Consider the following 26,528-nt stretch of genomic DNA (forward strand, 5'->3'; position numbering starts at 1 on the left):
TGCACCCGGCTTTCCCTGCGCCCTCTCAGTTTTTCGAGGGTGACCGCTGAAACAAGACTCGGGCAAATACATGCCGCGAGAGCGGGAACGCATGTCCTCCGACGTCATTGCGAGGAGCGATAGCGACGAAGCAATCCAGACCGCCTCCGCGGCGGCTGCCTGGATTGCTTCGCGGAGCCTGTCATCGGGCCGCGCTCCGCGCGGACCCGTTGGCTTGCAATGACGGGCACTGAGCCAACCCTTCCCCAGGCCCGTTTTCCGAGGCAGAACCATTTCCCCCCGTCCCAAAACCCATTATGGTGCCCGACCGGTCCGGCGCTAGTCCGCCTTGGATCAATCAATAAAATCAAAGGTTTATGTGAAACATAAGCCTTTGGAGGTCAGTTTGACGCGGTATATTTCGACGCGAGGCGAAGCTCCTGTTCTGGGCTTCTGCGACGTGATGCTGACCGGGCTTGCCCGGGACGGCGGCCTCTACGTGCCCGAGACCTGGCCGCGGCTTTCGCTCGAATCCATATCCGGCTTTTTCGGCCGGCCCTATTGGGAGGTCGCGGTCGACATCGTCAAGCCCTTCATCGGCGGCGAAATCTCCGATGCCGATCTCGGCCGCATGGCGAACGAGGCCTATGCCACCTTCCGTCATCCCGCAGTGGTGCCGCTCGACCAGATCGGGCCGCATCAATTCCTGCTCGAGCTGTTTCATGGACCGACGCTCGCTTTCAAGGACGTGGCGATGCAGCTCATCTCGCGCCTGATGGATCATGTGCTGGCGAAGCGCGGCCAGCGCACCACCATCGTGGTTGCGACCTCGGGCGACACCGGCGGTGCCGCGGTCGATGCCTTCGCCAATCTGGACAATGTCGACCTCGTCGTGCTGTTTCCGAACGGGCGTATCTCCAATGTGCAGCGGCGCATGATGACGACTACGGGCGCGGCCAACATCCATGCGCTCGCGGTCGAAGGCACCTTCGACGACTGCCAGGCGATCGTGAAGGGCCTGTTCAACCACCACAAGTTCCGCGACCAGGTCGCGCTCTCCGGTGTCAATTCCATCAACTGGGCGCGCGTCGTGGCGCAGGTCGTCTACTACTTCACCTCCGCGGTGGCGCTCGGCGCGCCCGCGCGCAACGTGGACTTCACCGTGCCGACGGGCAATTTCGGCGACATCTTTGCCGGCTATGTCGCCAAGCGCATGGGGCTGCCGATCCGCACCCTGCGCATCGCCGCCAATATCAACGACATCCTGCCGCGCACGTTGAAGAACGGCATCTACGAGGTACGCGAGGTGCACGCAACCGCCTCGCCCTCGATGGATATCCAGGTCTCCTCGAATTTCGAGCGGCTGCTGTTCGAAGCAGGCGGGCGGGACGCGGCCATGGTGCGGCGGCTCATGGATTCGTTGAAGCAGTCCGGGCGCTTCACCCTGCCGGCGGCGATGCTGGCCAAGATCCGCGAGGAGTTCGAAGCCGGCCGCGCCGACGAGGACGAGACGTCGGCGGCGATCCGCGCCGCCTGGCGCGAGGCGGGCGATCTCGTCGATCCCCACACCGCCGTGGCGCTCGCGGTCGCCGATCGCGACAGCGCCGATGCGAGCATTCCGAACATCGTGCTGTCGACCGCGCATGCCGCCAAATTCCCCGATGCGGTGGAAGCGGCGTGCGGCGTGCGGCCGCATTTGCCGGCCTGGCTCGATGGTCTCATGACGCGTCCAGAGCAGGTCAAGATCGTCAAGAACGACCAGGTCGAGGTCGAAAAATTTGTGCTGTCGGTCAGTCGAGCCGCAAAGCAGGGAGTAGCCGGATGAGCGTTGAGGTCACCAAGCTCGATTCCGGCCTCACTGTCGTGACCGACACCATGCCGCATCTGGAGACTGCGGCACTCGGCGTCTGGGCCGGCGTCGGCGGCCGCGATGAGAGGCCGAACGAGCACGGCATCTCGCATCTGCTCGAACACATGGCGTTCAAGGGCACAACGCGGCGCAGCTCGCGCGAGATCGTGGAGGAGATCGAGGCGGTGGGCGGCGATCTCAACGCCGGCACCTCGACGGAAACCACGGCCTATTATGCGCGAGTAATGAAGGCCGACGTTCCGCTCGCGCTCGACGTGCTCTCCGACATCCTCGCCAATCCCGCTTTCGAGCCGGATGAGCTCGAGCGTGAGAAGAACGTGATCGTTCAGGAGATTGGCGCTGCGCAGGACACGCCCGACGACGTCGTGTTCGAGCACCTCAACGAGCTCTGCTATCCCGACCAGCCGATGGGCCGCTCGCTGCTCGGCACCGCCAAGACGCTGAAGGGTTTCGACCGCAACATGCTGCGCGGCTATCTCGCCACACACTACCGCGGACCCGATATGGTTGTGGCCGCCGCCGGGGCCATCAATCACGCCCGCGTGGTCGCGGAGGCCGCCGAACGCTTCAGGAGCTTCGACGGCGCGCCGGCGCCGAAACCGCAGGCGGCAATGTTCGGCAAGGGCGGCTCGCGCGTGGTGCATCGCGAGCTGGAGCAGGCGCATCTGACGCTCGCGCTGGAAGGCGTGCCGCAGACGGATCTGTCGCTGTTCTCGCTGCAGGTCTTCACCAATGTGCTCGGCGGCGGCATGTCGTCGCGGCTGTTCCAGGAGGTCCGGGAGAAGCGCGGGCTCTGCTACTCGATCTACACCTTTCACGCGCCCTATACCGACACCGGCTTTTTCGGCCTCTATACCGGCACCGATCCCGCCGATGCGCCCGAGATGATGGAAGTGGTGGTCGACGTCATCAACGAGGCGGTCGAGACGCTGAACGAGGCGGAAATCGCCCGCGCCAAGGCGCAGATGAAGGCGGGGCTGTTGATGGCGCTCGAAAGCTGCTCCTCGCGCGCCGAGCAGCTTGCGCGGCATGTGCTTGCCTATGGGCGGCCGCAGACGGTGGAAGAGCTGGTGTCGCGGATCGACGCCGTCAGCGTCGAATCGACGCGAGATGCCGCGCGCGCGCTGTTGTCGCGCTCGAGGCCCGCGGTGGTCGCGCTCGGCAGCGGTCGGGGCCTCGATAATGCCGTCACTTTCGCCGAAGGTCTGACACGCTCAAAGGCGAAAGCGCGGCTGCATTAGCGCGGCGGATTTGCTAAGGTCCGCGCATCGGGGAGCATCACGACATGGCCCTGTTTCGTTTACCGACCGGTGGTCCGCCCGCGCTTGCCCCGCGCGGCAACGGCCTCTTGCTGCGCGCGCCGCAGATGGCGGACTTTCTGCAGTGGGCGCATTTGCGCGAATATAGCCGCGAATATCTGACGCCCTGGGAACCGATCTGGCCGTCCGACGACCTGACGCGCTCGGGCTTCCGCCGGCGCCTGCGCCGCTATGCCGAGGATATCGCTGCCGACCGCTCCTATCCCTTCATTATCTTCCGCGAGCTCGACGGCGCCATGATCGGCGGCATCACCCTCGCCAATGTGCGGCGCGGCATCGTGCAAGCCGGCACCATTGGCTATTGGGTCGGCCAGCCTTTTGCTCATCGCGGCTACATGACGGCGGCGCTACGTGTGCTGCTGCCGACCCTTTTCGGCGAGCTCAACCTGCACCGCGTCGAGGCTGCGTGCATCCCGTCGAACGCGCCCTCGATCCGAGTTCTGGAGAAATGCGGTTTCAGCCGCGAGGGGCTGGCGCGGCGTTATCTCTGCATCAATGGCATCTGGCAGGACCACCTTCTGTTCGGCCTGCTGCATGAGGATTTTCGCGGGTGAGGGAGCGTGATCCGGGAAAAGCCTGCCCCGCGCCTGGCGCGGGGTGGATACCGGTTTTCCGAAAGCATGCCCTCGGGCTCGACCCGCGGGATCATGCCCAAACATAAAGAGCGACTTTGGGATGAAGATCGGTGCCTTGGGTTCGCCGCGATCGGGCGGTTATAACGCGGCCGGGAGGTCGGAAGCCGCTTGCCATTCAGGGACATCACATGGGTGAAAAAACTATCAGCTCTATCGCGCGCATGGTCGCGCTTTCGCTTGTGATCGCATCCGGCACGTATGTGGCCAGCGCGTCAGCGCAGTCGCTTACGGACAAGCTCAAGAGCTTTTTCGGCGGCGGCAGCAAGTCGAACGATCAGCCGCCGCCCCCGGTGGTCGATCCGTCCGAGGCCCAACCCGACATGGACTGCCCGCAGGTCACGATCCGCGCCGGCGCATCGACCTATGCCGTTGCGGCGCCCGGCAAGCAGCCGATCGGCGATGACGTGCGCTTCCAGGCGAGCATCACCAAGATGGCGCGCGATTGCACCAAGCTGGGCGGCGAGATCACCGCGCGCATCGGCATCCAGGGGCGCGTCATCGTCGGCCCTGCAGGCGCGCCGGCGACCGTCGAGGTGCCGCTCCGCGTCGCGGTGGTGCAGGGCGGCATCGGCGAGAAGGTGATCGCGACCAAGGCCTACCGCACCACGGTGAACGTGGGCGAGGAAGAGAGCGTGCCGTTCACTCTTGTCGCCGACGATCTCGTCTATCCCGTGCCGCCGGCCAACGTCGCCGACAATTACATCTTCTACGTCGGTTTCGACCCGCAGCTTGTCTCTGCCGAGAGGCCCAAGCCGGTGCGGAAGAAGAGGTAGCCGCGATACCTTGTTGTGGCGAGCTCCGTCACCATTTGACGCAATCGTAGGATGGGCAAAGGCGCATCGCGCGGTGCCCACCGTGTTTTTGATGGATGGAATTGGTGGGCACGCTTCGCTAACCCACCCTGCGAAGCCACAAACAAAAAAGCCGCCGCAATTTTCTGCGGCGGCCTGCTTTGGATGACGAAAGACTTTTTTGATTCAGTTCAGTTTCCGCCGGACTTCGGCGATGCCCTTGGCGAGCAGATCGTCGGCGAGCGAGCCCTTCACCGATTGCGACAGGATCGTCGATGCGGCCTGCACTGCGGCGTCGGCTGCCGCCGCGCGGACGTCGGCGAGCGCCTGGGCCTCGGCGAGCGCGATCTTGCTCTCGGCGGTCTTGGTACGGCGCGCGACGAAGTCTTCCATCTTGGCCTTGGCGTCGGCTGCGATGCGCTCGGCGTCGGCCCTCGCGTTGGCGACGATCTCTGTCGCCTCACGCTCGGCGCTGGCGCGCCGCTGCTTGTACTCGGCGAGCACCTTGGCCGCTTCTTCCTTGAGGGCCATCGCCTCATCGAGCTCGGCCTTGATCCGCTCGGCGCGATGGTCGAGCGCGGCGAACACCGTGCGGTGGGCGCCGATCCAGGCGAACACACCGAGCAGGATGATGAACGCAATCGCGACCCAGGTCTCCGGCTCTTCGAACAACATTACACTATCCCTTCAAGGACGCATCGACGGCGCTCGCGACCGTCTTGCTGTCGGGGGCCTTGCCCGTGAGCTGCTGCACGATGGCGCCGGCTGCATCCGCGGCGATGCCGCGGACATTGCTCATCGCGCCCGCGCGGGTGGTGGCGATGGTTTTCTCGGCGTCGGCAAGGCGCGCTGCGAGTTTGTCCTCCAACGCCCTGCGCTCGGCATCGGACGCCGCATTGAGCTGCTCGCGGGTCTCGGCGCCGATCGCTTGGGCCTTGGAGCGCGCACTTGCGAGCTCGCCTTCGTAGGCCTTCAGCGCCGACTCCGATTCCTCCTTCAGCCTTTGCGCCTCGGCGAGGTCACCCTCGATCTTGCTCTGCCGCGCATCGATCACGGCGCCGACGCGCGGCAGCGCGATGCGCGAGACGATGATGTAGAGCGCGACGAAGAAGACGACCAGCGATACCAGTTGCGAAGGGAAGGTGGACGTGTCGAACGGCGGAAACGCTCCGCTGTGGTGACCGCCTTCCGCCTCGGTGTGGGCGCCGGCCTTCTGGCTTTTTGCTTCGCCATGACTGTCAGCCATGGGGTTCTCCCGTTGCTGTCATTCGCGCCGCGCGGGAGCGGCGCGAGACGATGCCACTCAGAAAACGAACAGCAGGAGCAGCGCGATCAGCAGCGAGAAGATGCCGAGCGCTTCCGTCAACGCGAAGCCGAAGATCAAGTTGCCGAACTGGCCCGAGGCTGCGGAGGGATTGCGCACCGCGGCGGCGAGGTAGTTGCCGAAGATGACGCCCACGCCGACGCCCGCACCGCCCATGCCGATGCACGCGATGCCCGCGCCGATAAGTTTAGCTGCTGCCGGTTCCATTTTTTGCTCCTTGAGAAGACATACAGATGTGAGGTGGAAAATTGCCGGGACCGCTCAGTGTCCCGGATGAAGGGCGTCGTTGAGGTAGATGACGGTCAGGATCGCAAACACATAGGCTTGCAGGAACGCGACCAGGATTTCGAGAGCGTAGATGGCGACCGTCAATGCGAGCGGCGCAATACCGCCGATCCAGCCGACGGCGCCCAGCGATACGCCGAGCATGGCGACGAAGCCCGCGAACACCTTCAGCGCGATGTGGCCGCCCAGCATGTTGGCGAAGAGACGGACGCTGTGCGAGATCGGCCGCAGGAAAAACGAGAAGATTTCGATGAAGACGACGACCGGCAGGACAAAGATCGGGATACCCGACGGCACGAAGATCTTGAAAAATTTCAGGCCATTCTTGTAGAGGCCGTAGATCAGGACCGTGAAGAACACCAGGAGCGCCAGCGCGCCGGTGACGACGATCTGGCTCGAAATCGTGAAGGCGTAGGGGATGACGCCAACGAGGTTCGAAACGCAGATGAACATGAAGATCGAGAAGATCAGCGGGAAGAACTTCATGCCGTCCGCGCCGGCGTTGCCGCGGATCGAGGCGGCGATGAACTCGTAGGTGATTTCGGCGATCGACTGGAAGCGGCCGGGCACGAGCTGCTTGCCTGCGGAGCCGCCGATCATCAAGAGCGAAGTGACCGCCACCGCGAGCAGCATGTAGGCCGACGCATTCGTGAAGTAGATCTCGTGACCGCCGATCTGGCCGATCTTGAAGAGATTTACGATATTGAATTGATGGATCGGGTCGAGGGTCATCCGCGCGGCTCTTGGTCCGCCGGCTCAAGGCCGGCAATCGCAATTCTAGATTTCGTGACTTCCGCCGGTTCAGCGATTGCCGGAAAGCCTGCCGGCGGATCTCACCACGTTCACCACCCCGGCCACGAAACCGAGCAGCACAAACACGATAAGACCGAACGGCGATGTCGACAGCAAGCGGTCGAATCCCCAGCCAATCACCGCCCCGACAACAACGCCCGCGACCAATTCCGAGGAAAGACGAAGGCCGATTGCCATGGCGGAGGCCCTGGCAGCACCGTCTTCGCTTTGGCCCCCGGGTTGGTCAGTCTCGATTTTCCGGTTGTCGCGAACTTCGGACAACCGCCGGTCCAGACTTCCGAGCCTTGCGGAAAGCGCAGCTTCGTCAGGCGACTTGTCGCGATTTCCCTTATCCCTGTCGTCCGTGCCTTCCGCCATGTCGTGGAGACCCGATACGAACGCGCGTGGAGGAGGAAATTGCGCCCCGTCGCCCTTAAAAGCCGCGCGGACCATACTGATGGCATCTAGCCAAGTCAAGATTGCGTGTGGATCGCTTAGCTCTTTGATTTACTTGAATTTATTGCAGATTCCAAGACGCGCCTTGGCCTGATCGCCGCACTGCAAAAGCCTTTGATGACAACGACCGATATCGAAAGTGTCCTGCGAATCGGCTTGACCAATTCATAACTAGTAAGTTATGGGAATTTATGCACAGCGCTTCCGACCTTCTGTTCAAGACCCTCGGCGATCCGACGCGGCGCGCAATCTTCGAGCACCTCGCAACCGGCGGCGAACGCAACGTCCGTGCGCTGACCGAGTTTGCCGGCGTCTCGCAGCCCGCCGTCTCCAAACATCTCGCGGCGCTGAAGCTTGCCGGGCTTGTTCGCGACCGGCCGGAAGGACGCGAGACCCACTACAGCGTCGAGCCCAAAGGGCTCGCGCCCCTGATCGACTGGATGGAGCACTACGGCGCCTTCTGGCGTGACCGGTTCGATCGCCTCGAAACCTTGCTCAACAGGATGGACCAATGACCACTGCTGATACCGCCACGCGTACCCTCGTCGTCGAACGCATGATGCAGCATCCGCCGGAAAAGATCTGGCGCGCGCTGACCCAAGGCCCGCTCCTCGAGGAATGGCTGATGAAGAATGATTTCCAACCCGTCGTCGGCCATCGCTTCAATCTGCGCAGCGATCCGATGCCGCAGTGGGACGGCGTGATCGACTGCGAAGTGCTGGCCATCGAGCCGAACAAGCGGCTCGCCTATACCTGGGCTGCGTTGGGGCTCGAGAGCGTTGTCACCTTTACGCTGACGCCGGAAAAAGGCGGCACCCTCCTGCGCATGGAGCAGTCGGGCTTCCGCCAGGGCAGCGAGAACGATCGCTACTATCAGGGCGCCAATTACGGCTGGCAGAAATTCCTGGGCAACCTCGAGCAGGTGTTGGCGAAACTCTCATGAGGCTGGTGTCGCGTTATCATCCGTTGCTGGTTGCGCTGCATTGGCTGCTCGCGGTGCTGATCATCCTGATGCTCGCTGGCGGCTTCTTCCTGCTCGCGCGGCTGCCGAATACCGATCCGCAGAAGATCGGCGCATTGTTGGGTCACATGTCGCTCGGCATGGCGATCGCAGGCCTGATGCTCGTGCGTCTTGCCGTGCGGCTCTCCAGCGCGAAGCCGGCGGAGGCGGTAACGGGCCATGCGGCGCTCGGCCGCCTGGTGCTGTCAGCGCATTACGCCTTCTATCTGATTGTTGCGCTGATGGCGGGCTCGGGACTGGCGACCGCGATCCTTGCCGGCCTCAACCGCAGCGTCTTCCAGGGCACGGGCGAGCCGCTGCCGGCCGATTTTTCGGCCTATCCGACCTTCACCATACATATCGTGCTCGCGCTGCTGTTGTCCGCGCTCGTCCTGGTGCATGTGGTGGCCGCGCTGTATCACCAGTTGTTCAAGCGCGACCAATTGTTGCGTCGGATCTGGTTTGGCCGGCGTGCGGCCCTTGAGGGCGCTGCCAAATGACGTCGATCGGCTCGCCCATGCATTGAAATCCGCCTGCGAGCTCCATACCTCAACCAGCGCGCATCATTTCCGACAATATCTTGCGCGAAGAACTGGGGCGCTGTCTTGCGAGGCGGAGTCACGCCATGAACCTTGCGACGTCCATCCCCCAACGTTTCGCGATGCTTGCGCTCGGTGCCCTTTGCCTGGCCGGAATCGGTGCGGCCGTGGCCGCCGAGCCCGCGCCGGACAGCGAGAATGGCCGCTACATCTTTTCACCCGCGCCCGACGGTATGATCCGGCTCGATACCAGGACAGGCACGGTTTCCAATTGCAGTCATTCCGGCGCGGGCTGGGCCTGCTACGCGGTGCCCGACGAGCGCAAGGCGCTGGATGAAGAGATCGGCCGGCTGGAGGCGGAAAATCAGAAGCTGAAAGCGCAGCTCGCCGCGCGCGATCCGGCCACGTCCGATAAGCCGGCCGCCGATGGCCAACGCAAGATCGAGATTCCGCTGCCGAGCGACCAGGACATGGATCGCGTGGTGTCGTTCCTGCAGCGCGCCTGGAAGCGGCTTATCGACATGGCCAACCAGATGCAGAAGGACGTTTCGGGCGACGGAAAAATTTGAATCCGCGTTATCGTCATTGAGAGGTGGTCCGTGATCCCATCGAAATCGATCTCCCGCGCCACGCCTTCCGCGGTTGCGCCCACTTCGATCGTGACGTCGCAACTCGCAGTACAAACGCGCGGCCGGGGCTTCGTCGATCTGACCGCCGAGGTCGAAAAATTCGTCGGCGAGGCCGGCGCGATCGAGGGGGTGGTCACGCTGTTCGTCCGCCACACATCGGCGTCGCTGACAATTCAGGAAAATGCCGATCCGTCCGTGCTCGCCGATCTTGGGACCGCACTGTCGCGGCTTGCGCCCGAAAATGCCGGCTGGACGCATTACACCGAAGGGCCGGACGATATGCCCGCGCATGTCAAGACGATGCTGACCTCGGCCTCACTGCAGATCCCGGTGGTGAACGGCGAGATGGCGCTCGGTACCTGGCAGGCGATCTATCTGATCGAGCATCGCGCGCGGGCGCATCGGCGCGAGGTGGTGCTGCAGTTCATCGGAGCCACGAAATGAAAGCTGGCCGCGGACCGTTCCGCGGCTGATCGATATAAGAGAAGGTCCGGACGATCAGTCTTGGTGCATGTCGCGAGGTCCGCGCTGTTCCCGGACCCTGCTTGGCCGCTGCGATCTCGACTTACGGCAACATTCTACGGCAATATCGGCTGAAACCCGTCGACCAAGGCTTGAATCTCAGCACTTTCAACACGAGCGATCGCTGTAAGCTGAAACAATGGGCAATGCTGCAGTGCATTATCGCAATCGCCGTTAACTGCTTTGACGAGTGGGAAGCATTGGACGCTTGCATGCGTTATACCAAAGAACAACAATCGAAGTTGAAATTTTCTCCGATCAGGCCTTCAAGAGCACTGGCGGATCATTCCAAGGGACGCGCAAGAAAAAAATGACGGTTGCCAATAGCCATCTTGTTATCGCCGACGACCATCCGCTGTTCCGTGACGCGCTGCGGCAGGCAGTGGGCAGCGTCGTGGCCACTGCGAAAATCGACGAGGCGGGGTCGTTCGAGGACCTCACCTCGCTTCTCGAGCAGGATTCCGACGTCGACCTGATTCTGCTTGACCTCACCATGCCGGGCATTTCCGGCTTCTCGGGTCTTATCTATCTGCGCGCGCAATATCCGGCGATTCCGGTGGTGATCGTGTCCGCCAGCGACGATGGCGCCACGATTCGCCGCTCGCTCGATTTCGGAGCTTCCGGATTCATTCCGAAGCGCTTTGGCGTGGAGACCCTGCGCGACGCGATCGTGAAGGTGATGGATGGTGATATCTGGGTGCCGCCGGACACCGACCTGTCATCGGCAGCCGACCCCGACATGACGCGCTTGCGCGACCGCCTGGTGACGCTCACGCCGCAGCAGGTGCGGGTTTTGATGATGCTGTCGGAGGGACTGCTCAACAAGCAGATCGCCTACGAGCTCGGTGTCTCCGAAGCCACCATCAAGGCGCACGTGTCGGCGATCCTGCAGAAGCTCGGCGTCGAGAGCCGCACGCAGGCCGTGATCGCGGCCGCGAAGATCGCGGGCTCCCAATGGCGGCAGAGCACTCCGTCGGAGCAGTAGTCTCGACCTACTCCGCGGCGATCATCTGCTGGATGCGCCATTGGCCGAGCAGGGCGCGTAGCGAAGCGGGCTTCACCGGCTTGTTCAGCACCGCAATCTTCTCGTCGCGTGCCGCGGCGCGCACATGGGGGCTGCGGTCGGCTGTGATCAGAATCGCCGGCAGCGTCTCGCCGAAGCGACGGCGGATGTCACGGATCGCGGCGACGCCGTTGCCGCGGTCGAGGTGGTAGTCGACCAAAAGGCCCGTCACGCCGCCGCCCGCCGCCTCAATTGCCTCAATCGCGGCGTCAGGGTCGTTCACCGCGATCACATCGGCTTTCCACGCCTTGAGCAGCGTCTTCATGCCGTCGAGGATTGCCGGATCGTTCTCGATGCAGACGATCCGCGCGCCCGAAATCGGCGCGCGCGCCAGCGGCGTGGCGCTGGTCACCGCGGCCGTGTGGTTGACGGCGGCCGCGGTCGGCACCGCCACTGAAAAGACCGAGCCGCCGCCCGCGTTGGCATCGATCGCAACGCGATGATTGAGCACGCGGGCCAGCCGCTCGACGATCGAGAGCCCGAGCCCCAGGCCGCGCGCGATCCGCGCGCCCTGCTCGAGCCGGTGAAATTCCTTGAAAATCTCGCCGCGCTTGACGACGGGGATGCCGACGCCGGTGTCATAGACGCAAACCTGCAGCGCCTCGCCGCGGCGGCGGCAACCGACCAGCACCCGGCCGTGAGGTGTGTATTTGATGGCGTTCGAGACGAAGTTCTGCAACAGCCTCCGCAGCAGCAGGCGATCCGACTGCACCGCCAGCGAGCACGGCACGAAGGTAAGCTTGAGCCCCTTGGCGCGCGCGAGCGGCGCGAACTCGATCTCGAGCGAGCGCATCAGATCGGCCATCTTGAAGCTCGAGATCGAGGGCGTCATCGCGCCGGCATCGAGCCTGGAGATGTCGAGGAGAGCGCTCAGGATTTCCTCGATCGCCTCGAGCGAGTCGTCGATGTTCTCGACGAGGCGAGCATCCTCGCCGACGTTCTGCCGCTCGACCAGGCTCGTCACGTAAAGTCGTGCTGCGTTCAGCGGCTGCAGGATGTCGTGGCTTGCGGCGGCGAGGAAGCGCGTCTTGGAGATATTGGCGTCCTCGGCAGTGCTCTTGGCAAGCGCCAGCTCGGAATTGAGCCGGGTCAGCTCTTCGGTGCGATCGCGGACACGCTTTTCCAGCGTCGCATTGGAGCGTTCCAGCGCTTCCGCCGCCTCGATCGACGGCGTGACGTCGGTGAAGGTGAGGACGAGGCCGCCATCCGGCATGCGGTTGGCGCGCACCTCGATCGCCATATGCCGGTCGGGCAGGCGCTCCAGATAGGGTTCGCCCTCGGTGGTGTAGGCGGCAAGCCGTCGCGTCATCTCGCTTTCGCCATCGCCTTCGCCGGGCGGGTTGATCGCTCCCATGAACTCCAGGATCTCGCGCAAGGGAATGCCGATCTGCACCAGATGCGGCGGCAGGGAGAGCAGGTCCGAGAACTGCCGGTTGGAGCAGATGAGCTGCAGGTCGGTGTCGAACACGGCGATGCCCTGCCGCACGTGGTTCAGCGCGGTCTGCAGGATCTCGCGGTTGAAATGCATCGCGGCGTGGGAATCGTCGAGCAGTTTCAGCGCGGCCTTGGCGGAGACGGTGCGCTTGCGGAGCAGCAGCGACATCACGAGCCGCGAGGATGCCGCGCCGATCGAGGAGGCGATCAGGTGCTCGGCATGCTGCAGCAGCTCGAAATCGGCAGGTGCCGCCGGATCGAGCCTGGTGTGATGGCCCTTGGCGAATGCCTCGAATGAGAGCTGCGCACGGTCGCCGCCGATATATTGCGCCACCGTGCTCTGGATGTCCTGCACCGTGACGGTGGTGCGCCAGCGACGGAAGCTCGGTGCGATCGGCGCAAGCTCGTTCGGCACGAACAGGTCGGCCTGTACCCGCTCGATCGAGGAGGGCTGGCGCGCCAGCGACAGCACGATATAGGTCAGGAAATTGAGCGAGAGCGACCACAGCACGCCGTGCAGCAATGGTGGTAGATCGGTGCCGAATAGCGCCTGCGGGCGCAGCGCCTCGATGCCAAACGGTCCATGCTGCAGCATCAGGATGCCGGCCGTGTTGCTGTCGAGGAAGGATGGCACGAACAGCGTGTAGAGCCACGTCGCAAAGCCGACGACCATGCCGCCGATGGCGCCACGCGCAGTGCCGCGGCGCCACAACAGGGCGCCGAAGAACGCCGGCGCGAGCTGCGCGATCGCCGCGAACGACAATAGTCCGATCGCAGCAAGCTGGGTGTTGCCGAGCGCGCGATAATAGAAGTAGGCCATCACCATGATGGCGAAGATCGCAAAGCGTCGTGCTTTCAGGAGGAAGTCACCGAAATCCTTGCCCTCGCGCGACTGCGGCGAGCGCTGCAGCACCATGGGCACGATGATATCGTTGGTCAGCATCACCGAAAGCGCGACGCATTCCACGATCACCATGGCGGTCGCTGCCGACAGGCCTCCGATGAAAACCAGCAGGCTGAGCAGCGGCGCCCCGCCGTTGATCGGCAAGGCCAGCACGTACATGTCGCTGTCGACGGCGCCGAACGGGAAAGTGATGAGGCCGGCGAGCGCGATCGGGATCACGAAGATATTGATCGCGACCAGGTAGAGCGGAAACAGCCAGCGGGCGCGCGCGACCTCGCCGTCGCTGGAGTTCTCGACCACGCTGACATGGAACTGGCGCGGCAGCAGCATGACCGCGCAGAAGGACAGAACCACCATGCAGAGGAAATTGCCGATTGTCGGCGTATATTCGATCGCGCGGACCGCCTCCGGCGTCTTCATCGCGCGATGGATCAGCTCCTGCGGATCGAACATGAAGAAGGTGATGAAGACGCCGACGGCGAGGAAGGCAATCAGCTTGACGATGGATTCCGCCGCAACCGCGAACATCAGGCCATGCTGGTGCTCGGTGGCGTCGGCCTGGCGGGTACCGAACAGCACTGCGAACACCGCCATCGCCAGCGTCACCATCAGCGCGATGTCGCCGAGGATCGGGATTTTGGAGAAGGCCTGGTCCTCACTCAGGATCGTCTCGAGCGAAGAGGCCATCGCCTTGAGCTGCAGCGCTATGTAGGGCACCGAGCCGATGATGGCGATCAGCGCGACGGTCGCCGCGACCGCCTGGCTCTTGCCGTAGCGCGCGCCGATGAAGTCGGCGATCGAGGTGATGTTCTGCGCCTTCGCAAGCTGGATCACGCGCCGCAGCAGCGGCGTGCATAGCCCGATCATCAGGATCGGGCCGACATAAATCGCGAGAAAGTCGACACTGGTGCGGGTGGCAAAGCCGACCGAGCCGAAGAATGTCCAGGACGTGCAGTAGGTCGCAAGCGACAGCGGATAGATGAACATGCCGGCGCGGCCGCGCTCGGCCGGCGACAGCCTGTCGCCGTAATACGCAACAAAGAACAAGAGCCCGATATAGCCGAAGGCGGTGGCGATCACGCCCCAGTCATGCAGCATCGCTGCCTAGCTCCTTGTGCCGGCCCCCTTTGAGATGAAATCTAGCGCCTTGCGCGGTGGCAAGCGACAGCGATTTTCCCGTTAAATCCGGGATTTGCGGACGTCGTTAAGGTCCGGTCGGAAACGACCGGATAGCCGCTACTCGGCTGCCAGCGATTGCTCCCGCAACGGCAGGCCGAGCCGCTCCCAGACCTGGAGCAGGGCTTCAGCCAGCCGATCGATCAAGCCGTCGTCATGATAGGGCGAGGGCGTGATGCGCAGCCGTTCGGTGCCTTTGGCAACCGTTGGGTAGTTGATGGGCTGGATATAGATGCCGTGCTCTTCCAGGAGCATGTCGGAGGCGCGCTTGCAACGCTCGGGGTCGCCGACAAACAGCGGCACGATATGGGTATCGCTGGACATGACGGGGAGCCCCGCGGCGGACAGGATCGCCTTGGTGCGCGCGGCGCGATCCTGGTGCCGCTCGCGTTCCCAGTTCGACGTCTTCAGGTGACGGATCGAAGCGGTAGCGGCCGAGCAGATCGGCGGCGGCAGCGCGGTGGTGAAGATGAAGCCCGGCGCGTAGGAGCGCACGGCGTCGATCATGTCGGCCTTGCCCGCAATATAGCCACCAAGGCAGCCAAAGGCCTTGGCGAGCGTGCCCTCGAGGATGTCGATGCGATGCATGACGCCGTCGCGCTCGGCGATGCCGCCGCCGCGCGGGCCGTACATGCCGACCGCATGCACCTCGTCGACATAGGTCATCGCGCCATATTTCTCGGCGAGATCGCAGATTTTGGCGAGCGGCGCGACGTCGCCGTCCATCGAGTAAAGGCTCTCGCAAACGATCAACTTTGGCCGGTCGGGACCTGCGGCGATCAGCAACTCTTCCAGATCCGCCATGTCGCTGTGGCGGAAAATCTGCCGCTCGCAGCCGGCCTGGCGCACGCCCTCGATCATCGAATTGTGGTTGAGAGCGTCCGAAAGAATGAGGCAGTTCGGAATGAGCCTGGCGATGGTCGCAATGCCGGTCTGGTTCGAGACATAGCCGGAGGTGAACAGGAGCGACGCTTCCTTGCCGTGCAGATCGGCAAGCTCGGCCTCAAGCTGCACCAACGGATGGTTGGTGCCGGCGATGTTGCGGGTGCCGCCGGCGCCGGTGCCGACGCGCGTGGCGGTCTCGACCATGGCGCCGACGACCTTCGGGTGCTGGCCCATGCCGAGATAGTCGTTTGAGCACCAGATCACGACGTCGCGCTTGCCTTTGGGCGAATGCCAGACCGCGTGCGGGAACCGGCCTGCGATACGCTCGAGGTCGGCGAAGACGCGGTAGCGCCGCTCATGATGCAGCTTGCCGAGGGCGGCACTGAAAAACTGGCTGTAATCCATCACCAAAGCCTGGAAGTGGAGGGGATTTGGGTCCCTTTTTAGAGCGTTTCCAGCTTCGCTGTCGAGCCGGAATCGGGGGTCAGATCGTCGGCCCCAAGGCAAAACCATCGCCCAAAACCGGAACGTCCGGCTTGATCCGGATCAACGAAATGTGAGTACCGAGGTTCGCTTGCGGTCAGGTGGTCCGGAACCGCAGCACGCCGTCACTTTCCTGCGCCGTGAGCCGGCCCTCGACCAACATGTAGTTGACGTGCGCGATCAATTCACCCGAGGCGAAGCCCATCTGGTGCGGGTCCAGCACATGCTTGTGGAACACGACCGGCACCAGTTCCTTCGACGTCTGCGGGACATCGCGGCAGGCATCGGCAATCAGCCGGCAGCGTTCCTCGTGATGGTCCGCAAGCTGCTTGATGCGCGTCTTCAGGCCGTAGAACGGCACGCCGTGGCCGGGCAGCACCAGCACGTCATAGGGCAAGGTGGTGGTGAGGCTTGCGAGCGAGGCCAGATATTCGCCGAGCGAGTTCTGCTCGGGCTCGACCGCCCAGACGCTGACATTGGGCGAAATCTTGCTCAGCACCTGGTCGGCCGAGACGAACAGCTTGTCGGCGGCGCAATAGAGCATCACCTGGTCGAGCGCATGGCCGCCGCCGGTGATCACCTTGAAGCGGCGGGAGCCGATCACGACCTCATCGCCATGGGTGAGGCGACGGTAGGCCGGCGGCAGCACCGAGACCCGCTTGAGATAGTCCTGGCCGCGGCCGAGCAGCTTTTCGGTCATGGCCTCGTCCATGCCGTGGCGGCGGAAGAACAGGCGCTGCGCGTTGCGGCGTTCTTCGGTGCCGCGGTTCTGGTGGTAGACCGACTGCAGATATTCGACCTGCGACATGAAGAGCGGGCACGTGAAGCGCTCCGTAATCCAGCCGGCAAGGCCGACATGATCGGGGTGAGAATGGGTCACGATCAGGCGCGTGAGTTTCACGTGCTTGAGCGGGCCTTCGAACAGCGCCGTCCAGGCTGCGATCGACTCCTCGTTGCCGAAGCCGGAATCGATCATCGTCCAGCCGTCTCCGTCGGCGAACAGATAGATATTCACATGGTTGAGGCGGAACGGCAGCTTCAGGCGCACCCACAACACGCCGGGCGTTACCTCGACGATCTGATCGATGCCGGGATGATTGTCCCAGGGGTAGCGCAGGGCTTCGGCCGACGATTGCAGAGAGTCTGTTCGTGTGTGCATGGGCAACGGCTTAGCCGCACCCGCGCCGCGGCGCCAGCCGAAAAATCAACATGCGGGCCTGTCATTCCGGGGCGATGCGACAGCATCGAACCCGAAATCCGGAAGGTTTTGGGGCGAGATTCCGGGTTCGCGCTAGCGCGCGTCCCGGAATGACAAATATGATCTTACGCCGCGCGGATGTTGGTCAGGAACGCGTCGATCTCGCCGCGCAGGCCCTCGGCTTCGCGGCGGAGCGCATCGGAAGCGCCCAGCACTTCGGCTGCGGCTGCGCCCGCTTCGGCGGAAGCGGCCGACACGCCGGCGATGTTGCCGGAGACCTCGGTGGTGCCGCCGGCGGCATGCTGGATGTTGCGGGCGATCTCGCGCGTCGCGGCACCCTGTTCCTCGACCGCGGCCGCGATCGCGGTGGTCACGTCGTTGATCTCGCCGATGGTCTGGCCGATGTTGCGGATCGCGTTGACGGCCGACGTTGTGACCGACTGCATGCTGGCGATCTGGGCGCGGATTTCGTCGGTCGCCTTTGCGGTCTGGCTCGCAAGGCTTTTGACTTCGGAGGCGACCACCGCAAAGCCGCGGCCGGCTTCGCCTGCGCGCGCCGCCTCGATGGTGGCGTTGAGCGCCAGGAGGTTGGTCTGCGAGGCGATCACCTGGATCAGATCGACCACGACCGAGATGCGGCTCGCATTGTCGGCGAGCCCCTGCATGGTGGCATCCGTCGCACCGGCTTCCTCGACCGCCTTGCGGGCGATCTCGGCCGAAGTGACCACCTGGCGGCCGATCTCGGCGATCGACGACGACAATTCCTCGGTGCCGGCGGACACGGTCTGCACGTTGACCGAAGTCTCTTCCGCAGCGGACGCCACTGCGTTCACCAGCGCATTCGACTGGTCGGCGGTGGACGACATGCTCTGCGCGGTCGTCTGCATCGAATTGGCCGATTGCTGCAAATTGTCGAGCGCGGTACGCACCGTCGCCTCGAACTCGGTGATTCGGCCCTCGATGCGCGCGGTGCGCTCGGCCTTCGCGGCGCGATCCTTGTCTTGGTCGGCGGATAGCGCGCGGGCGCGGATCATGCTGTCGCGGAACACCTGCAGCGTCTCCGACATCGCTGCGATTTCGTCCGCCTGAGAAGAACGGTAGATCTCGGTCTCGAGATCGCCGTTGGAGAGGAGCTGCATCGAATGCTGCAGAGCGCGGATGCGCCGCAGGATGTTGCGGCCGACATAGAGCCACACGAACAGCACGGAGCCGACCAGCGTCGCGACCCCGAGCGCCAGCATGACCATGGTCGCGTAGGAGATCTCCTGGCGTGCCTGGAAGGTGGAGGAATTGGTTTCCTTCTGTACCCCGTCGACGAGCTGCTGCACGCTGATGTCGAGGCCGACATTGAGCTTGCGGGTCTCTTCCAGCACGGTCTGGCCGTAGTCGGCGGCGTCAAGCTCCGCCTGGCGCACGTGGAACACGCCCTCCTTGCCGGTGCCGAGCGCGAGCAGCTTCTCGGCTGCGGCCTGAAGCGTCTTGGTACCCTGGCCGTCCGGCAACATGTCGAGGTTGGAGCGTAGCCGTCCCTGCGCCGCCTTGAACTCCTTCTCGATATCGTCGAGCTGATCGCTGGTATTACCGGACAGCGCCGCGCTCAAGTCGGCGGCCGCGAGGTTGCCGCTGGCGACGATATTGGCGAGCTGGCCGAGGATCTGGGCCGCATTGTTGGCATCGCTGGTGGAGGGATTTGTCGATGAGAGGATGGCGTTGACCTGGGTCTGCGCGTCCAGCATCGCCGGACTTGCGGCGGTGACGAAGCCCTCCTGCGCGGCGCGCAGCGCGTCATACTGCTTGTTATGAAGGGCGACGGCATCGAGCCGCTCGCGAGAGGCTTTGGCGAGGCTCTGCGCCGCGTCGTTGATGTTCTTCATGGTATCGTTGAGCGCGCTGACGACGTCCTTGTCGGCGCCAAGCTCGATGATCTCGCCGAGCTTCTGCGTCGCCTGCTCCTGCAATTCCTTCAGCTTCTCGGTGCGCCCCTTCAGCGCTTCCCCGTCCTGCGCGGCGAGCAGCGCCGGTCCCTGGGCCGCAAGCCCCGCGCTCTGTGCCGACAATTGCAGGCTGGCGGCAAGCCGCGGAATGTCGTGTCCGGAGAGGTCGACCATGCGCACGCCGAGCCGCTGCAGGACGTAGCCGGCGCCGGCCGATATTACGATCGCCATGGCGGCAATCACGGCGAAAGCCGCAAACAGGCTGCCTCTGACCCCCCAACGCGGCCGCAGAAACCCAAAGACCTTGCCAAGACCCAACCGGAACGCCATGCGTCGCCCCCCGCCACTACCTCAGGTTAAGAAAATGCGAGCGGCAGTATCGCGGTACGGGGTTAACAAAATCGCGAAAAGTGTAGGGACCTGCGCAATTATCTGGCGACAAAAAGACAAAAGCCGGCGTTTCGCCGGCCTTTGCTTAACATCTGGTTGCGCGCCGCCCGCGGTTCAGTAGCCCGCCACCACCGGGCTTGCCCAGTTGAAACGGTAGTTCACGCCGAGCTTGAAGACGTGGTCATCGGTCGTGAAGCTGCCGGTCGGGATCAGCGCGGCCGGCGCGGTGAAGTTGGCGCTGCCGAAATTATAGTACTGATACTCGGCCTTGGCCGACCAGTTCGGTGCGAACATGTATTCGACGCCGGCACCGATGGTGTAGCCGCTGGTATGATCGCCGCTGGTGGCGAACGCGACCGGCACGCCGCCAAGCGCTACGCTCTCATTGTTGTTGGAATAGGCGTAGCCGCCCTTCACATAGAGCAGGCCCGGACCCCAGGTGTAGCCGACGCGACCGGTGATCGAGCCGAGCCCGCGCTGGTTGTTGGTGTAGGTATAGCCGCCGGGGAACACCGCGCCGACACTGCCCGAGAGCCAGCTATACTGGCCTTCGACGCCGACCACCCAGTTCGGGTTGAACTGCCAGTCCGCGCCGGCCTGAAAGCCGCCGAGGAAGCGGCCGTTGCCATTGTTGCCGGTGCCGAGCCCATTGTTGAAGTCGTTGTCGCTCGAGAACGCTCCGCCGGCATGCGCGCCGAGATAGAAGCCGGTCCAGTTGTAGATCGGAGCCGCATAGGCGGGCGCCTTCTGATAATAGGGGGCGCGGTAGCCGAGGTCGGCGGCATCAGCCGGCAGCGCCGCGCCGAGTGCAGCGATCGCAACCGTCACAAGCAGGAACTTCTTCATCGGTCTCACTCCAACACGCAAACAACCAAAGTGGCGCCAGGCGGGGCGCCATCTGGTTAATGCAGATAGGCCGGACTTTAATAAAAAGCTGTCACTCTCCGACCACGGCGATTTGCAATCCGGCGTGTGAGACGAGAAACGTTTTCTTGTGCTTAAGGGCTCTTTAAGAAGAGCTGAGGAAAGGCTTAAATCACGCTCTTTCCGTGCTGCTTTGATACACGCTGGTTAAGGCCTCTTAACCACATCATGCATCGCCACCGAAGGCGCAGGGTCGCAATGATCGGGCGCCTTCTCGCCTCTGACGGCACAAAAACGAGAGCGGCTTCGGCCGTCGAAGTAGAGCGTGCCGGCATAGAGATTTCCGAGCACTACGCCGTCGAACACGTAGGGCAGGTCGTCCTGCCGCAGCACCATGCGCGGTCCTTTGCGGCTCCAGCGTCCGGAAAGCGTGGGCTGGATCGGTCTATTGGTGCGCGAATCCCGGCCGTCCTCGCGATAGGTGCCGTCGCCCTGCATGCGCCAGGTATAGATGAAGCCCGGAAAGGCATCGGGGATGACGGCGGTCCAGATTGCGCCTGCCTCGTCGCCCTCGCTGCTCTCGACGGCAAAGCCGCGGTGAGCGGGCACGCCGCAAAGCAGCGCGCACAACAATGCGAATGCGGAAAACCGGCGCTTCATGTCCGTTTCATCCTGCTAACCGAGACGGCGGCGCACTTCCTCCTTCATCTTCTCACGAAACTCGGCGCGGCGCGCGGGACGATCCTGCTCGCGGATGTCGTGGCGGTCGAAGACGTTGAAATTGTCCAGGATCGGATGCTCCTCGCTCGCCATCGCCAGGATGCGGAGCAGCTCCGCGGCGGGGCCGCTCGGTCCGCTCACTTCCCAGCGGCGGATCGTATCGGCACTCCCGGCCGGCAGCCCGCAGAGCTTGGCCATATCGGCCGCGGTGAGCTCTCGGCCAATGGCCGAGCCGAGGTCGGCGCGGAGCTTCTTGAGTTCGGGACCCGTCATCATCTGAACCGTCTTTCGCGTCCTGGCGGGCAAGTTGCAATGCCTGCCAAGACTCCTAATCGACGATTCTTGCGGCCAGAAAAAGATGGCTAGTTAGCGCATGATCCGGAAAAGTGTGCAGCGGTTTTCCGCAAAGATCATGCGCCAACAAAAGGGCGCTAGCGCGCCTCGCTCACCAGCTCCTCGATTGCGATCGGGAAGCGCCGCACGCGCACCCCGGTCGCATGCCACACCGCGTTGGCAACGGCGCCCGCCGAGCCGGTGATCCCGATCTCGCCGACGCCCTTGATGCCGAGCGCGTTCACGTGAGGATCGTGCTCCTCGATCAACAGCGCCTCCATCGAGGGTACGTCGGCATTCACAGGTACATGATATTCACCGAGATTGGCATTGACGATCCGGCCCGAGCGGCGATCGACGATCGCCTTCTCGTGCAGGGCAAAGGACACGCCCCAGATCATGCCGCCGAGATACTGGCTCTTCACCAGATGGGGATTGACGATGCGGCCGGCGGCAAACGCGCCGACCACGCGGGAGACGCGGATCTGGCCGAGATCCGGATCGACCCTCACTTCGGCAAACACCGCGCCATGTGCGTGCATCGCATAGTTCGACTGCGCGGCCGGATCCATCGCGCCGTTGCCGCGGCCGTCGACCTCGGCCAGTCCCGCGCGGGTGAGGATGTCGGCATAGCTTTCGCCGCGGCTTTCATCGTCGCGGTGGAGGAGGCGGCCGTTGCGCGCAACGACGCCGGCATTGCCTGCGCCGAACAGCGGCGAGCGCTGATCGTTGGTGGCGATCTCGGCGAGCTTTGCGATCACGTCGGCTCCGGCATTGTGGATCGCAACGCCCGCGGTCGCGGTATGCGCCGAGCCGCCGGCAATCCCGGCATCCGGCAGGTCTGATGTACCCGACTTGAAGTCGACCTTGTCGATGTCGAGCGCGAGCGCGTCGGCGGCGATCTGCGCAAGCGCGGTCCAGGCGCCCTGGCCCATGTCATGCGCGCCGGTTTCCATCGCGCCGGAGCCGTCGCGGCGCAGCACCGCGCGCGCCTGGCCTGCAAACATCAGCGCCGGAAAGATCGCGGTGCCCATGCCCCAGCCGACCAGGAAACCATTGTCGTCGCGCATCTGCCGCGGCTTGAGCGGCCGCTTCGACCAGCCGAAGCGCTCGGCGCCCCTGGCATAGCATTCGCGCAGCGCCTTCGAGGAGAACGGCCTTCCGGTGATCGGCTCGATCTCCGCATAGTTGCGCAAGCGGAACGCGAGCGGATCCATGCCGCATGCTTCCGCCATCTCGTCGATCGCGCTTTCGAGCGCGAGCGATCCCGTCGCTTCACCGGGCGCGCGCATGAACAGCGGCGTGCCGGTATCGAGCCGCACCGCTTCATGCGAGGTCGCGATCACGGGGCTCGCATAAAGCGCGTGCGAGGCATCGGCGGCCGGCTCGAAGAAATCATCGAAGCTCGAGGTTGCGATTTTTGCGCGATGGTCGATCGCTGCAAGATGGCCATCGGCGCTGGCGCCCATGCGCAGCCGCTGGCGGCTTGGCGAGCGATGGCCGACCGGGCCGAACATCTGCTCTCGCCGCAGCACGAGCTTGACCGGCCGGCCCACCAGTTTCGCAGCGAGGATGCCGAGCACCTGCGGACCCTTGAACAGCCCCTTGCAGCCGAAGCCGCCGCCGAGGAAGGGGCTTCGGATATGGATCTTGTCCGGCGGGATGCCGAACAGGCCGGCGACGCGGCCCTGCGCCATCGCCATGCCCTGGCTCGGCGTGTCGATCGAGAGCTCATCGCCGTTCCAGGACGCGACGATGGCGTGTGGCTCCATCGGATTGTGATATTGCGCCGGCGTCTCATAGGTCGCGTCGATTGCGCGTGCCGCACCGGCGAGCGCGCTTTCGACGTCGCCATGCGCAACAACGGCCGGATGGCCGACGCCGACGGCTGGCGGCACAAAGCTCTCGCCGTCGTCAAGGCCGGCGCGCGCGGGCTCCGCCTCATAGCACGGCGCCAGGAGAGCAGCGCCTTCCGTCGCCGCCTCCAGCGTCTCGGCGATCACCACCGCAATCGGTTGGTTGGCGTAGCGCACGCGCTCGTTCTGCAGGACTTCCATACGGAACATGAAGGGGTTGGTCTTGGCATCCGGATCTTCGGCAAGCGCGGGGCGATTCTCCGGCGTCATCACCTCGACGACGCCGGGATGGCGCTTGGCGGCGGCGACGTCGAGCGACGCTACGCGGCCGCGCGCGATGGAAGAAACCGCCATCACCGCATGCAGCATGTTCGGCGGATGGTTATCGGCGGCAAAGCGCGCGGCGCCGGTCACCTTGAGCACGCCGTCGCGGCGCGTCAGCGGCTGGCCGATGTTGGAGCCGTGCCGGATATGGGCGGGCTCGCGGGTCAACGTGATTTCAGACATGAAGGGCTCCGGCTGGAGAAGAGAAGGGAGAGGCAGGCAGCGCCGGAATCCGCTCCGACGTTCCCTGCGCTGCCGATACAAGCGCGCGTACGATGAGGCGTTGCGCGAGCTCGATCTTGAAGGCGTTGTCGCCGGAGGGTTTTGCTTCGGCGAGTGCGGCTTGTGCCGCGCGGCTGAATGCGGCGGGACCGGCCGCCGATCCCTCCAACTGCGCTTCCGCGGCACGCGCCCGCCACGGCTTGGCCGCGACGCCGCCGAGCGCGACGCGCGCTTGTTTGATCATGCCGCTGTCGATGACGAGCCCGGCTGCGGCCGAAACCACCGCAAACGCATAAGAGTTGCGTTCGCGGACCTTGAGATAACGCGAGTGCGCGGCGAAGGTGCGCGCAGAAGCGGGCAAGCGTACCGCGACGATCAGATCGCCGGGCTCAAGCGCGCTCTCCTGCTCCGGCATATCGCCGGGCAGGCGGTGCAGCGCTTCCAGCGCGACCTCGCGGTGGCCGTTCCTGCCTTCGATCTCGACCACCGCATCGAAAGCGGCGAGCGGCACGCAGAAGTCGGATGGATGCGTGGCGATGCAGGCCTCGCTCCAACCGAGGATCGCGTGCAGGCGGTTGTCGCCGCCGCGCGCATCGCAGCCGGAGCCGGGCGCGCGTTTGTTGCAGCGGCTTGCGGTATCATAGAAATAGCCACAGCGCGTCCGTTGCAGGAGGTTGCCGGAGACCGTCGCCGCATTGCGCAATTGCGCCGAGGCGCCGGAGAGTAGCGCTTCCGCGATCGCGGGATAGGCTTTCGCGAATTCCGCGTCATGCGCGAGGTCGGCATTCCCTACCATCGCGCCGATGCGCAACGAACCGTCGGCGAGCGCCTCGATGCGGTCGAGGCCGGGCAGGCGCGTGACGTCGACGAGGCGCGAGGGACGGACGATCCCACCCTTCATCAAATCGAGCAGATTGGTGCCGGAGGCGAGATAAGCCGCACCCGGCGCGGAGGCAGCCGCAACTGCCTCGGCCGCCGTTGTCGCGCGCACATAATCGAACCGGTTCATGCCGCACGCTCCGTCCTCGTGTTGCCCAGGATCTTCTGCGCTTCCTGCACAGCTTCGGTGATGCCGGCGTAAGCGCCGCAGCGGCAGAGATTGCCGCTCATGCCCTCGCGGATGCGCTCGGAGTCGTCACCGGCATGGCCTTCCGCGATCAGCCCGATCGCGCTCATGATCTGGCCCGGCGTGCAGAAGCCGCACTGAAAGCCGTCGTGGGCGATGAAGGCGGCCTGCACCGGATGCAGATGCTCGCCATTCGCGACGCCCTCGATGGTGAGGATGTCGGCGCCGTCGTGGCTTACGGCGAGCGCGAGGCACGCATTGATCCGCTTGCCGTCAACGAGGATGGTGCAGGCGCCACATTGGCCGCGGTCGCAACCCTTCTTCGTTCCCGTGAGCTCAAGCCGCTCGCGCAGGAGGTCGAGCAGCGTGACGCGCGGGTCGTCGAGCACGATGTCGCGCCGCTCACCGTTGACGGTGAGTCCAATAGACAGATTCATGCGATGTTCCGATCGATGCTATGGTCAAATCGGATCGCAGCGGGCACAGGCCGTCAGGCCGTGAATCGCGGCGATCCCGGTGAGGCGCAGCCTCCGAAAATCCGGCGGCTGGGATTGGACATGATAGGATCAGTTATACGGAGGGTTCCTCCGTTTATCAAGAGCCGGCCGTTCAAGAGCCGGTGACGAGACGCTTGCGATGGACAATCGTTCCGCAAAAAACTCCCGCAAGCCGCGCGCCGACGCGCTTCGTAACCGTGAGCTCGTGCTCGAAGCGGCGAAGACCGTGTTCAGTGCGGGCGGTCCGGAGGCGAGCCTGGAAGCGGTGGCGCGCAAGGCCGGCGTCGGCATCGGCACGCTCTATCGCCACTTTCCGACGCGCGAGGCTCTCTATGAAGCCGTCTACCGCCGCGAGGTGGAGCAGCTCGGCGAGCTGGCCGAGCAGTTGAAGAGCGACGCATCGCCGGTCGACGCGCTGCGCCAATGGATGCGCGCCAATGTCGAGTTCGTTGCGACGAAGAAAGGCATGGCGGCCGCGCTCGCGCTGGCCGCTGGTCCCCCTCCCTCGGAGCTCGCCGCCTTCTCGTATGAGCGACTCACCAAGGCGATCGGAACGTTGCTCGATCGCGCAGTTACCCGTGGCGACATCCGCGCCGACGTGAGCGCGGAGGATCTCCTGCGCACGCTGGTCGGCATGTGCCTCCTGCACGACCAGCCGGGCTGGCAGGCGAGCGTGATGCGGATGCTGGATGTGTTGTTGGATGGGTTGCGGGTGAAGGTGGGCCAGCAACCGATCGGAACATCAGGGCACGGAAAACGAAAGCCTGGTGCTGCCGGACAGGATTGAACTGTCGACCTCTCCCTTACCAAGGGAGTGCTCTACCACTGAGCTACGGCAGCATGCCCGGGACATAAAGAGAATCGGCCGAAACGGCGTCTGGCGGGCGGCCGGTTCTTGCCACAAGGGCCCCGCCCGCGCAAGCAGGCTTGGCTCGGGGCGCAGATAAATCGCCGCAAAATCAAGGGTGGACGGCTTAACGCATGCCAAAAAAGGCGTCAATTCGCCCGGCCCGGTTCCCGTTTTTCACAGCAAGTAGT

General features: G+C 64.2%; 27 protein-coding genes and 1 tRNA gene. 12 read left to right on the plus strand and 16 right to left on the minus strand.

Annotated elements, in window-relative coordinates; all coding sequences use genetic code 11:
- The first annotated feature begins 385 nt into the window (after positions 1 to 385).
- The 4 genes from thrC (at position 386) to VKR55_RS29810 (ending at position 4,576) form a co-directional block, all read left to right on the plus strand.
- The gene (thrC, locus tag VKR55_RS29795; RefSeq protein WP_324408975.1) at positions 386 to 1,804 is read left to right on the plus strand and encodes a threonine synthase; all 1,419 of its coding nucleotides are present in this window, start codon (positions 386 to 388) and stop codon (positions 1,802 to 1,804) included.
- Positions 1,801 to 3,090 carry a M16 family metallopeptidase gene (locus tag VKR55_RS29800; RefSeq protein WP_324408976.1) on the plus strand — a complete coding sequence of 430 codons (1,290 nt, stop codon included), beginning with the start codon at positions 1,801 to 1,803 and terminating at the stop codon, positions 3,088 to 3,090. The genes thrC and VKR55_RS29800 overlap by 4 nt, the downstream gene beginning before the upstream one ends.
- Positions 3,091 to 3,134: 44 nt before the next feature.
- Entirely contained in the window at positions 3,135 to 3,722 is a 588-nt protein-coding gene (locus tag VKR55_RS29805; protein ID WP_324408977.1) for a GNAT family N-acetyltransferase, read from the plus strand.
- Between the two features lie 209 nt (positions 3,723 to 3,931).
- Positions 3,932 to 4,576 carry a hypothetical protein gene (locus VKR55_RS29810; protein ID WP_324408978.1) on the plus strand — a complete coding sequence of 215 codons (645 nt, stop codon included), beginning with the start codon at positions 3,932 to 3,934 and terminating at the stop codon, positions 4,574 to 4,576.
- Positions 4,577 to 4,780: 204 nt separating this feature from the next.
- Here the strand turns inward: VKR55_RS29810 and VKR55_RS29815 are convergent, their stop codons facing one another.
- From VKR55_RS29815 to VKR55_RS29835, 5 genes are all read right to left on the minus strand, one after another.
- Entirely contained in the window at positions 4,781 to 5,266 is a 486-nt protein-coding gene (locus VKR55_RS29815) for a F0F1 ATP synthase subunit B family protein (protein WP_324409047.1), read from the minus strand.
- A 7-nt stretch (positions 5,267 to 5,273) separates the two neighbouring features.
- The gene (locus VKR55_RS29820) at positions 5,274 to 5,840 is read right to left on the minus strand and encodes a F0F1 ATP synthase subunit B family protein (RefSeq protein ID WP_324408979.1); all 567 of its coding nucleotides are present in this window, start codon (positions 5,838 to 5,840) and stop codon (positions 5,274 to 5,276) included.
- A gap of 57 nt (positions 5,841 to 5,897) precedes the next feature.
- Positions 5,898 to 6,125, minus strand: coding sequence for a F0F1 ATP synthase subunit C (locus VKR55_RS29825; protein WP_324408980.1), 228 nt, complete (start codon positions 6,123 to 6,125; stop codon positions 5,898 to 5,900).
- 54 nt (positions 6,126 to 6,179) lie between these two features.
- Positions 6,180 to 6,935, minus strand: coding sequence for a F0F1 ATP synthase subunit A (locus VKR55_RS29830; RefSeq protein WP_324408981.1), 756 nt, complete (start codon positions 6,933 to 6,935; stop codon positions 6,180 to 6,182).
- 69 nt (positions 6,936 to 7,004) lie between these two features.
- Positions 7,005 to 7,373, minus strand: a complete 369-nt coding sequence (locus tag VKR55_RS29835; RefSeq protein ID WP_324408982.1) for an AtpZ/AtpI family protein — start codon at positions 7,371 to 7,373, stop codon at positions 7,005 to 7,007.
- Positions 7,374 to 7,642: 269 nt separating this feature from the next.
- Between VKR55_RS29835 and VKR55_RS29840 the strand changes: the two genes are divergently transcribed.
- From VKR55_RS29840 to VKR55_RS29870, 7 genes are all read left to right on the plus strand, one after another.
- On the plus strand, positions 7,643 to 7,966 hold the full coding sequence (locus VKR55_RS29840) for an ArsR/SmtB family transcription factor (protein WP_324408983.1): 324 nt from the start codon (positions 7,643 to 7,645) through the stop codon (positions 7,964 to 7,966).
- Entirely contained in the window at positions 7,963 to 8,394 is a 432-nt protein-coding gene (locus VKR55_RS29845) for an SRPBCC family protein (RefSeq protein WP_324408984.1), read from the plus strand. The genes VKR55_RS29840 and VKR55_RS29845 overlap by 4 nt, the downstream gene beginning before the upstream one ends.
- Entirely contained in the window at positions 8,391 to 8,951 is a 561-nt protein-coding gene (locus tag VKR55_RS29850) for a cytochrome b (RefSeq protein WP_324408985.1), read from the plus strand. Before VKR55_RS29845 ends, VKR55_RS29850 begins: the two co-directional genes overlap by 4 nt.
- 125 nt (positions 8,952 to 9,076) lie before the next feature.
- Positions 9,077 to 9,559, plus strand: coding sequence for a hypothetical protein (locus tag VKR55_RS29855; protein ID WP_414642493.1), 483 nt, complete (start codon positions 9,077 to 9,079; stop codon positions 9,557 to 9,559).
- 33 nt (positions 9,560 to 9,592) lie between these two features.
- On the plus strand, positions 9,593 to 10,063 hold the full coding sequence (locus VKR55_RS29860) for a secondary thiamine-phosphate synthase enzyme YjbQ (RefSeq protein ID WP_414642498.1): 471 nt from the start codon (positions 9,593 to 9,595) through the stop codon (positions 10,061 to 10,063).
- Between the two features lie 101 nt (positions 10,064 to 10,164).
- Complete coding sequence (locus VKR55_RS29865; RefSeq protein ID WP_324408987.1) at positions 10,165 to 10,455, plus strand: hypothetical protein; 291 nt, start codon at positions 10,165 to 10,167, stop codon at positions 10,453 to 10,455.
- Positions 10,452 to 11,126, plus strand: coding sequence for a response regulator transcription factor (locus VKR55_RS29870; RefSeq protein ID WP_324408988.1), 675 nt, complete (start codon positions 10,452 to 10,454; stop codon positions 11,124 to 11,126). Before VKR55_RS29865 ends, VKR55_RS29870 begins: the two co-directional genes overlap by 4 nt.
- 7 nt (positions 11,127 to 11,133) lie before the next feature.
- Here VKR55_RS29870 and VKR55_RS29875 read toward each other — a convergent pair whose 3' ends face one another.
- From VKR55_RS29875 to VKR55_RS29920, 10 genes are all read right to left on the minus strand, one after another.
- A complete protein-coding gene (locus VKR55_RS29875) occupies positions 11,134 to 14,640 on the minus strand; it encodes a PAS domain-containing hybrid sensor histidine kinase/response regulator (RefSeq protein ID WP_324408989.1) in 3,507 nt (1,168 codons plus the stop codon).
- Positions 14,641 to 14,778: 138 nt separating this feature from the next.
- A complete protein-coding gene (hemA, locus tag VKR55_RS29880) occupies positions 14,779 to 16,008 on the minus strand; it encodes a 5-aminolevulinate synthase (protein ID WP_324408990.1) in 1,230 nt (409 codons plus the stop codon).
- 175 nt (positions 16,009 to 16,183) lie between these two features.
- Entirely contained in the window at positions 16,184 to 17,245 is a 1,062-nt protein-coding gene (locus VKR55_RS29885; RefSeq protein WP_324408991.1) for an MBL fold metallo-hydrolase, read from the minus strand.
- Positions 17,246 to 17,409: 164 nt separating this feature from the next.
- Positions 17,410 to 19,548, minus strand: a complete 2,139-nt coding sequence (locus VKR55_RS29890; protein WP_324408992.1) for a methyl-accepting chemotaxis protein — start codon at positions 19,546 to 19,548, stop codon at positions 17,410 to 17,412.
- Positions 19,549 to 19,722: 174 nt separating this feature from the next.
- A complete protein-coding gene (locus tag VKR55_RS29895) occupies positions 19,723 to 20,454 on the minus strand; it encodes an outer membrane protein (protein WP_324408993.1) in 732 nt (243 codons plus the stop codon).
- A gap of 225 nt (positions 20,455 to 20,679) precedes the next feature.
- A complete protein-coding gene (locus VKR55_RS29900; RefSeq protein ID WP_324408994.1) occupies positions 20,680 to 21,132 on the minus strand; it encodes a hypothetical protein in 453 nt (150 codons plus the stop codon).
- Between the two features lie 15 nt (positions 21,133 to 21,147).
- On the minus strand, positions 21,148 to 21,468 hold the full coding sequence (locus VKR55_RS29905; protein ID WP_324408995.1) for a helix-turn-helix domain-containing protein: 321 nt from the start codon (positions 21,466 to 21,468) through the stop codon (positions 21,148 to 21,150).
- Between the two features lie 155 nt (positions 21,469 to 21,623).
- Positions 21,624 to 23,888: a xanthine dehydrogenase family protein molybdopterin-binding subunit gene (locus VKR55_RS29910; RefSeq protein WP_324408996.1), complete on the minus strand. Its 2,265-nt coding sequence runs from the start codon at positions 23,886 to 23,888 to the stop codon at positions 21,624 to 21,626.
- A complete protein-coding gene (locus VKR55_RS29915; protein ID WP_324408997.1) occupies positions 23,881 to 24,936 on the minus strand; it encodes an FAD binding domain-containing protein in 1,056 nt (351 codons plus the stop codon). Before VKR55_RS29915 ends, VKR55_RS29910 begins: the two co-directional genes overlap by 8 nt.
- Complete coding sequence (locus tag VKR55_RS29920) at positions 24,933 to 25,430, minus strand: (2Fe-2S)-binding protein (protein ID WP_324408998.1); 498 nt, start codon at positions 25,428 to 25,430, stop codon at positions 24,933 to 24,935. Before VKR55_RS29920 ends, VKR55_RS29915 begins: the two co-directional genes overlap by 4 nt.
- 199 nt (positions 25,431 to 25,629) lie before the next feature.
- Here VKR55_RS29920 and VKR55_RS29925 point away from each other — a divergent pair, with 199 nt between their 5' ends.
- Positions 25,630 to 26,277 carry a TetR/AcrR family transcriptional regulator gene (locus VKR55_RS29925; protein WP_324408999.1) on the plus strand — a complete coding sequence of 216 codons (648 nt, stop codon included), beginning with the start codon at positions 25,630 to 25,632 and terminating at the stop codon, positions 26,275 to 26,277.
- On the opposite strand, the gene VKR55_RS29930 is transcribed toward VKR55_RS29925, so the two are convergent.
- Positions 26,256 to 26,330, minus strand: a tRNA-Thr gene (locus tag VKR55_RS29930). The genes VKR55_RS29925 and VKR55_RS29930 overlap by 22 nt on opposite strands.
- Between the last annotated feature and the right edge of the window lie 198 nt (positions 26,331 to 26,528).

The organism is Bradyrhizobium sp. (assembly GCF_035309285.1).
Lineage (GTDB): Bacteria > Pseudomonadota > Alphaproteobacteria > Rhizobiales > Xanthobacteraceae > Bradyrhizobium.

Excerpts from the sequence above, each read along its gene's own strand:
- VKR55_RS29870 (WP_324408988.1), top strand. The coding sequence starts at position 10,452 with ATGACGGTTGCCAATAGCCATCTTGTTATCGCCGACGACCATCCGCTG.
- VKR55_RS29875 (WP_324408989.1), bottom strand. The coding sequence starts at position 14,640 with ATGCTGCATGACTGGGGCGTGATCGCCACCGCCTTCGGCTATATCGGG.
- VKR55_RS29845 (WP_324408984.1), top strand. The coding sequence starts at position 7,963 with ATGACCACTGCTGATACCGCCACGCGTACCCTCGTCGTCGAACGCATG.
- VKR55_RS29835 (WP_324408982.1), bottom strand. The coding sequence starts at position 7,373 with ATGGCGGAAGGCACGGACGACAGGGATAAGGGAAATCGCGACAAGTCG.
- VKR55_RS29855 (WP_414642493.1), top strand. The coding sequence starts at position 9,077 with ATGAACCTTGCGACGTCCATCCCCCAACGTTTCGCGATGCTTGCGCTC.
- VKR55_RS29915 (WP_324408997.1), bottom strand. The coding sequence starts at position 24,936 with ATGAACCGGTTCGATTATGTGCGCGCGACAACGGCGGCCGAGGCAGTT.
- VKR55_RS29900 (WP_324408994.1), bottom strand. The coding sequence starts at position 21,132 with ATGAAGCGCCGGTTTTCCGCATTCGCATTGTTGTGCGCGCTGCTTTGC.
- VKR55_RS29805 (WP_324408977.1), top strand. The coding sequence starts at position 3,135 with ATGGCCCTGTTTCGTTTACCGACCGGTGGTCCGCCCGCGCTTGCCCCG.
- hemA (WP_324408990.1), bottom strand. The coding sequence starts at position 16,008 with ATGGATTACAGCCAGTTTTTCAGTGCCGCCCTCGGCAAGCTGCATCAT.
- VKR55_RS29905 (WP_324408995.1), bottom strand. The coding sequence starts at position 21,468 with ATGATGACGGGTCCCGAACTCAAGAAGCTCCGCGCCGACCTCGGCTCG.
- VKR55_RS29825 (WP_324408980.1), bottom strand. The coding sequence starts at position 6,125 with ATGGAACCGGCAGCAGCTAAACTTATCGGCGCGGGCATCGCGTGCATC.
- VKR55_RS29810 (WP_324408978.1), top strand. The coding sequence starts at position 3,932 with ATGGGTGAAAAAACTATCAGCTCTATCGCGCGCATGGTCGCGCTTTCG.
- VKR55_RS29830 (WP_324408981.1), bottom strand. The coding sequence starts at position 6,935 with ATGACCCTCGACCCGATCCATCAATTCAATATCGTAAATCTCTTCAAG.
- VKR55_RS29800 (WP_324408976.1), top strand. The coding sequence starts at position 1,801 with ATGAGCGTTGAGGTCACCAAGCTCGATTCCGGCCTCACTGTCGTGACC.
- VKR55_RS29840 (WP_324408983.1), top strand. The coding sequence starts at position 7,643 with ATGCACAGCGCTTCCGACCTTCTGTTCAAGACCCTCGGCGATCCGACG.
- VKR55_RS29850 (WP_324408985.1), top strand. The coding sequence starts at position 8,391 with ATGAGGCTGGTGTCGCGTTATCATCCGTTGCTGGTTGCGCTGCATTGG.
- VKR55_RS29885 (WP_324408991.1), bottom strand. The coding sequence starts at position 17,245 with ATGCACACACGAACAGACTCTCTGCAATCGTCGGCCGAAGCCCTGCGC.
- VKR55_RS29890 (WP_324408992.1), bottom strand. The coding sequence starts at position 19,548 with ATGGCGTTCCGGTTGGGTCTTGGCAAGGTCTTTGGGTTTCTGCGGCCG.
- VKR55_RS29910 (WP_324408996.1), bottom strand. The coding sequence starts at position 23,888 with ATGTCTGAAATCACGTTGACCCGCGAGCCCGCCCATATCCGGCACGGC.
- VKR55_RS29895 (WP_324408993.1), bottom strand. The coding sequence starts at position 20,454 with ATGAAGAAGTTCCTGCTTGTGACGGTTGCGATCGCTGCACTCGGCGCG.
- VKR55_RS29920 (WP_324408998.1), bottom strand. The coding sequence starts at position 25,430 with ATGAATCTGTCTATTGGACTCACCGTCAACGGTGAGCGGCGCGACATC.
- VKR55_RS29925 (WP_324408999.1), top strand. The coding sequence starts at position 25,630 with ATGGACAATCGTTCCGCAAAAAACTCCCGCAAGCCGCGCGCCGACGCG.
- VKR55_RS29820 (WP_324408979.1), bottom strand. The coding sequence starts at position 5,840 with ATGGCTGACAGTCATGGCGAAGCAAAAAGCCAGAAGGCCGGCGCCCAC.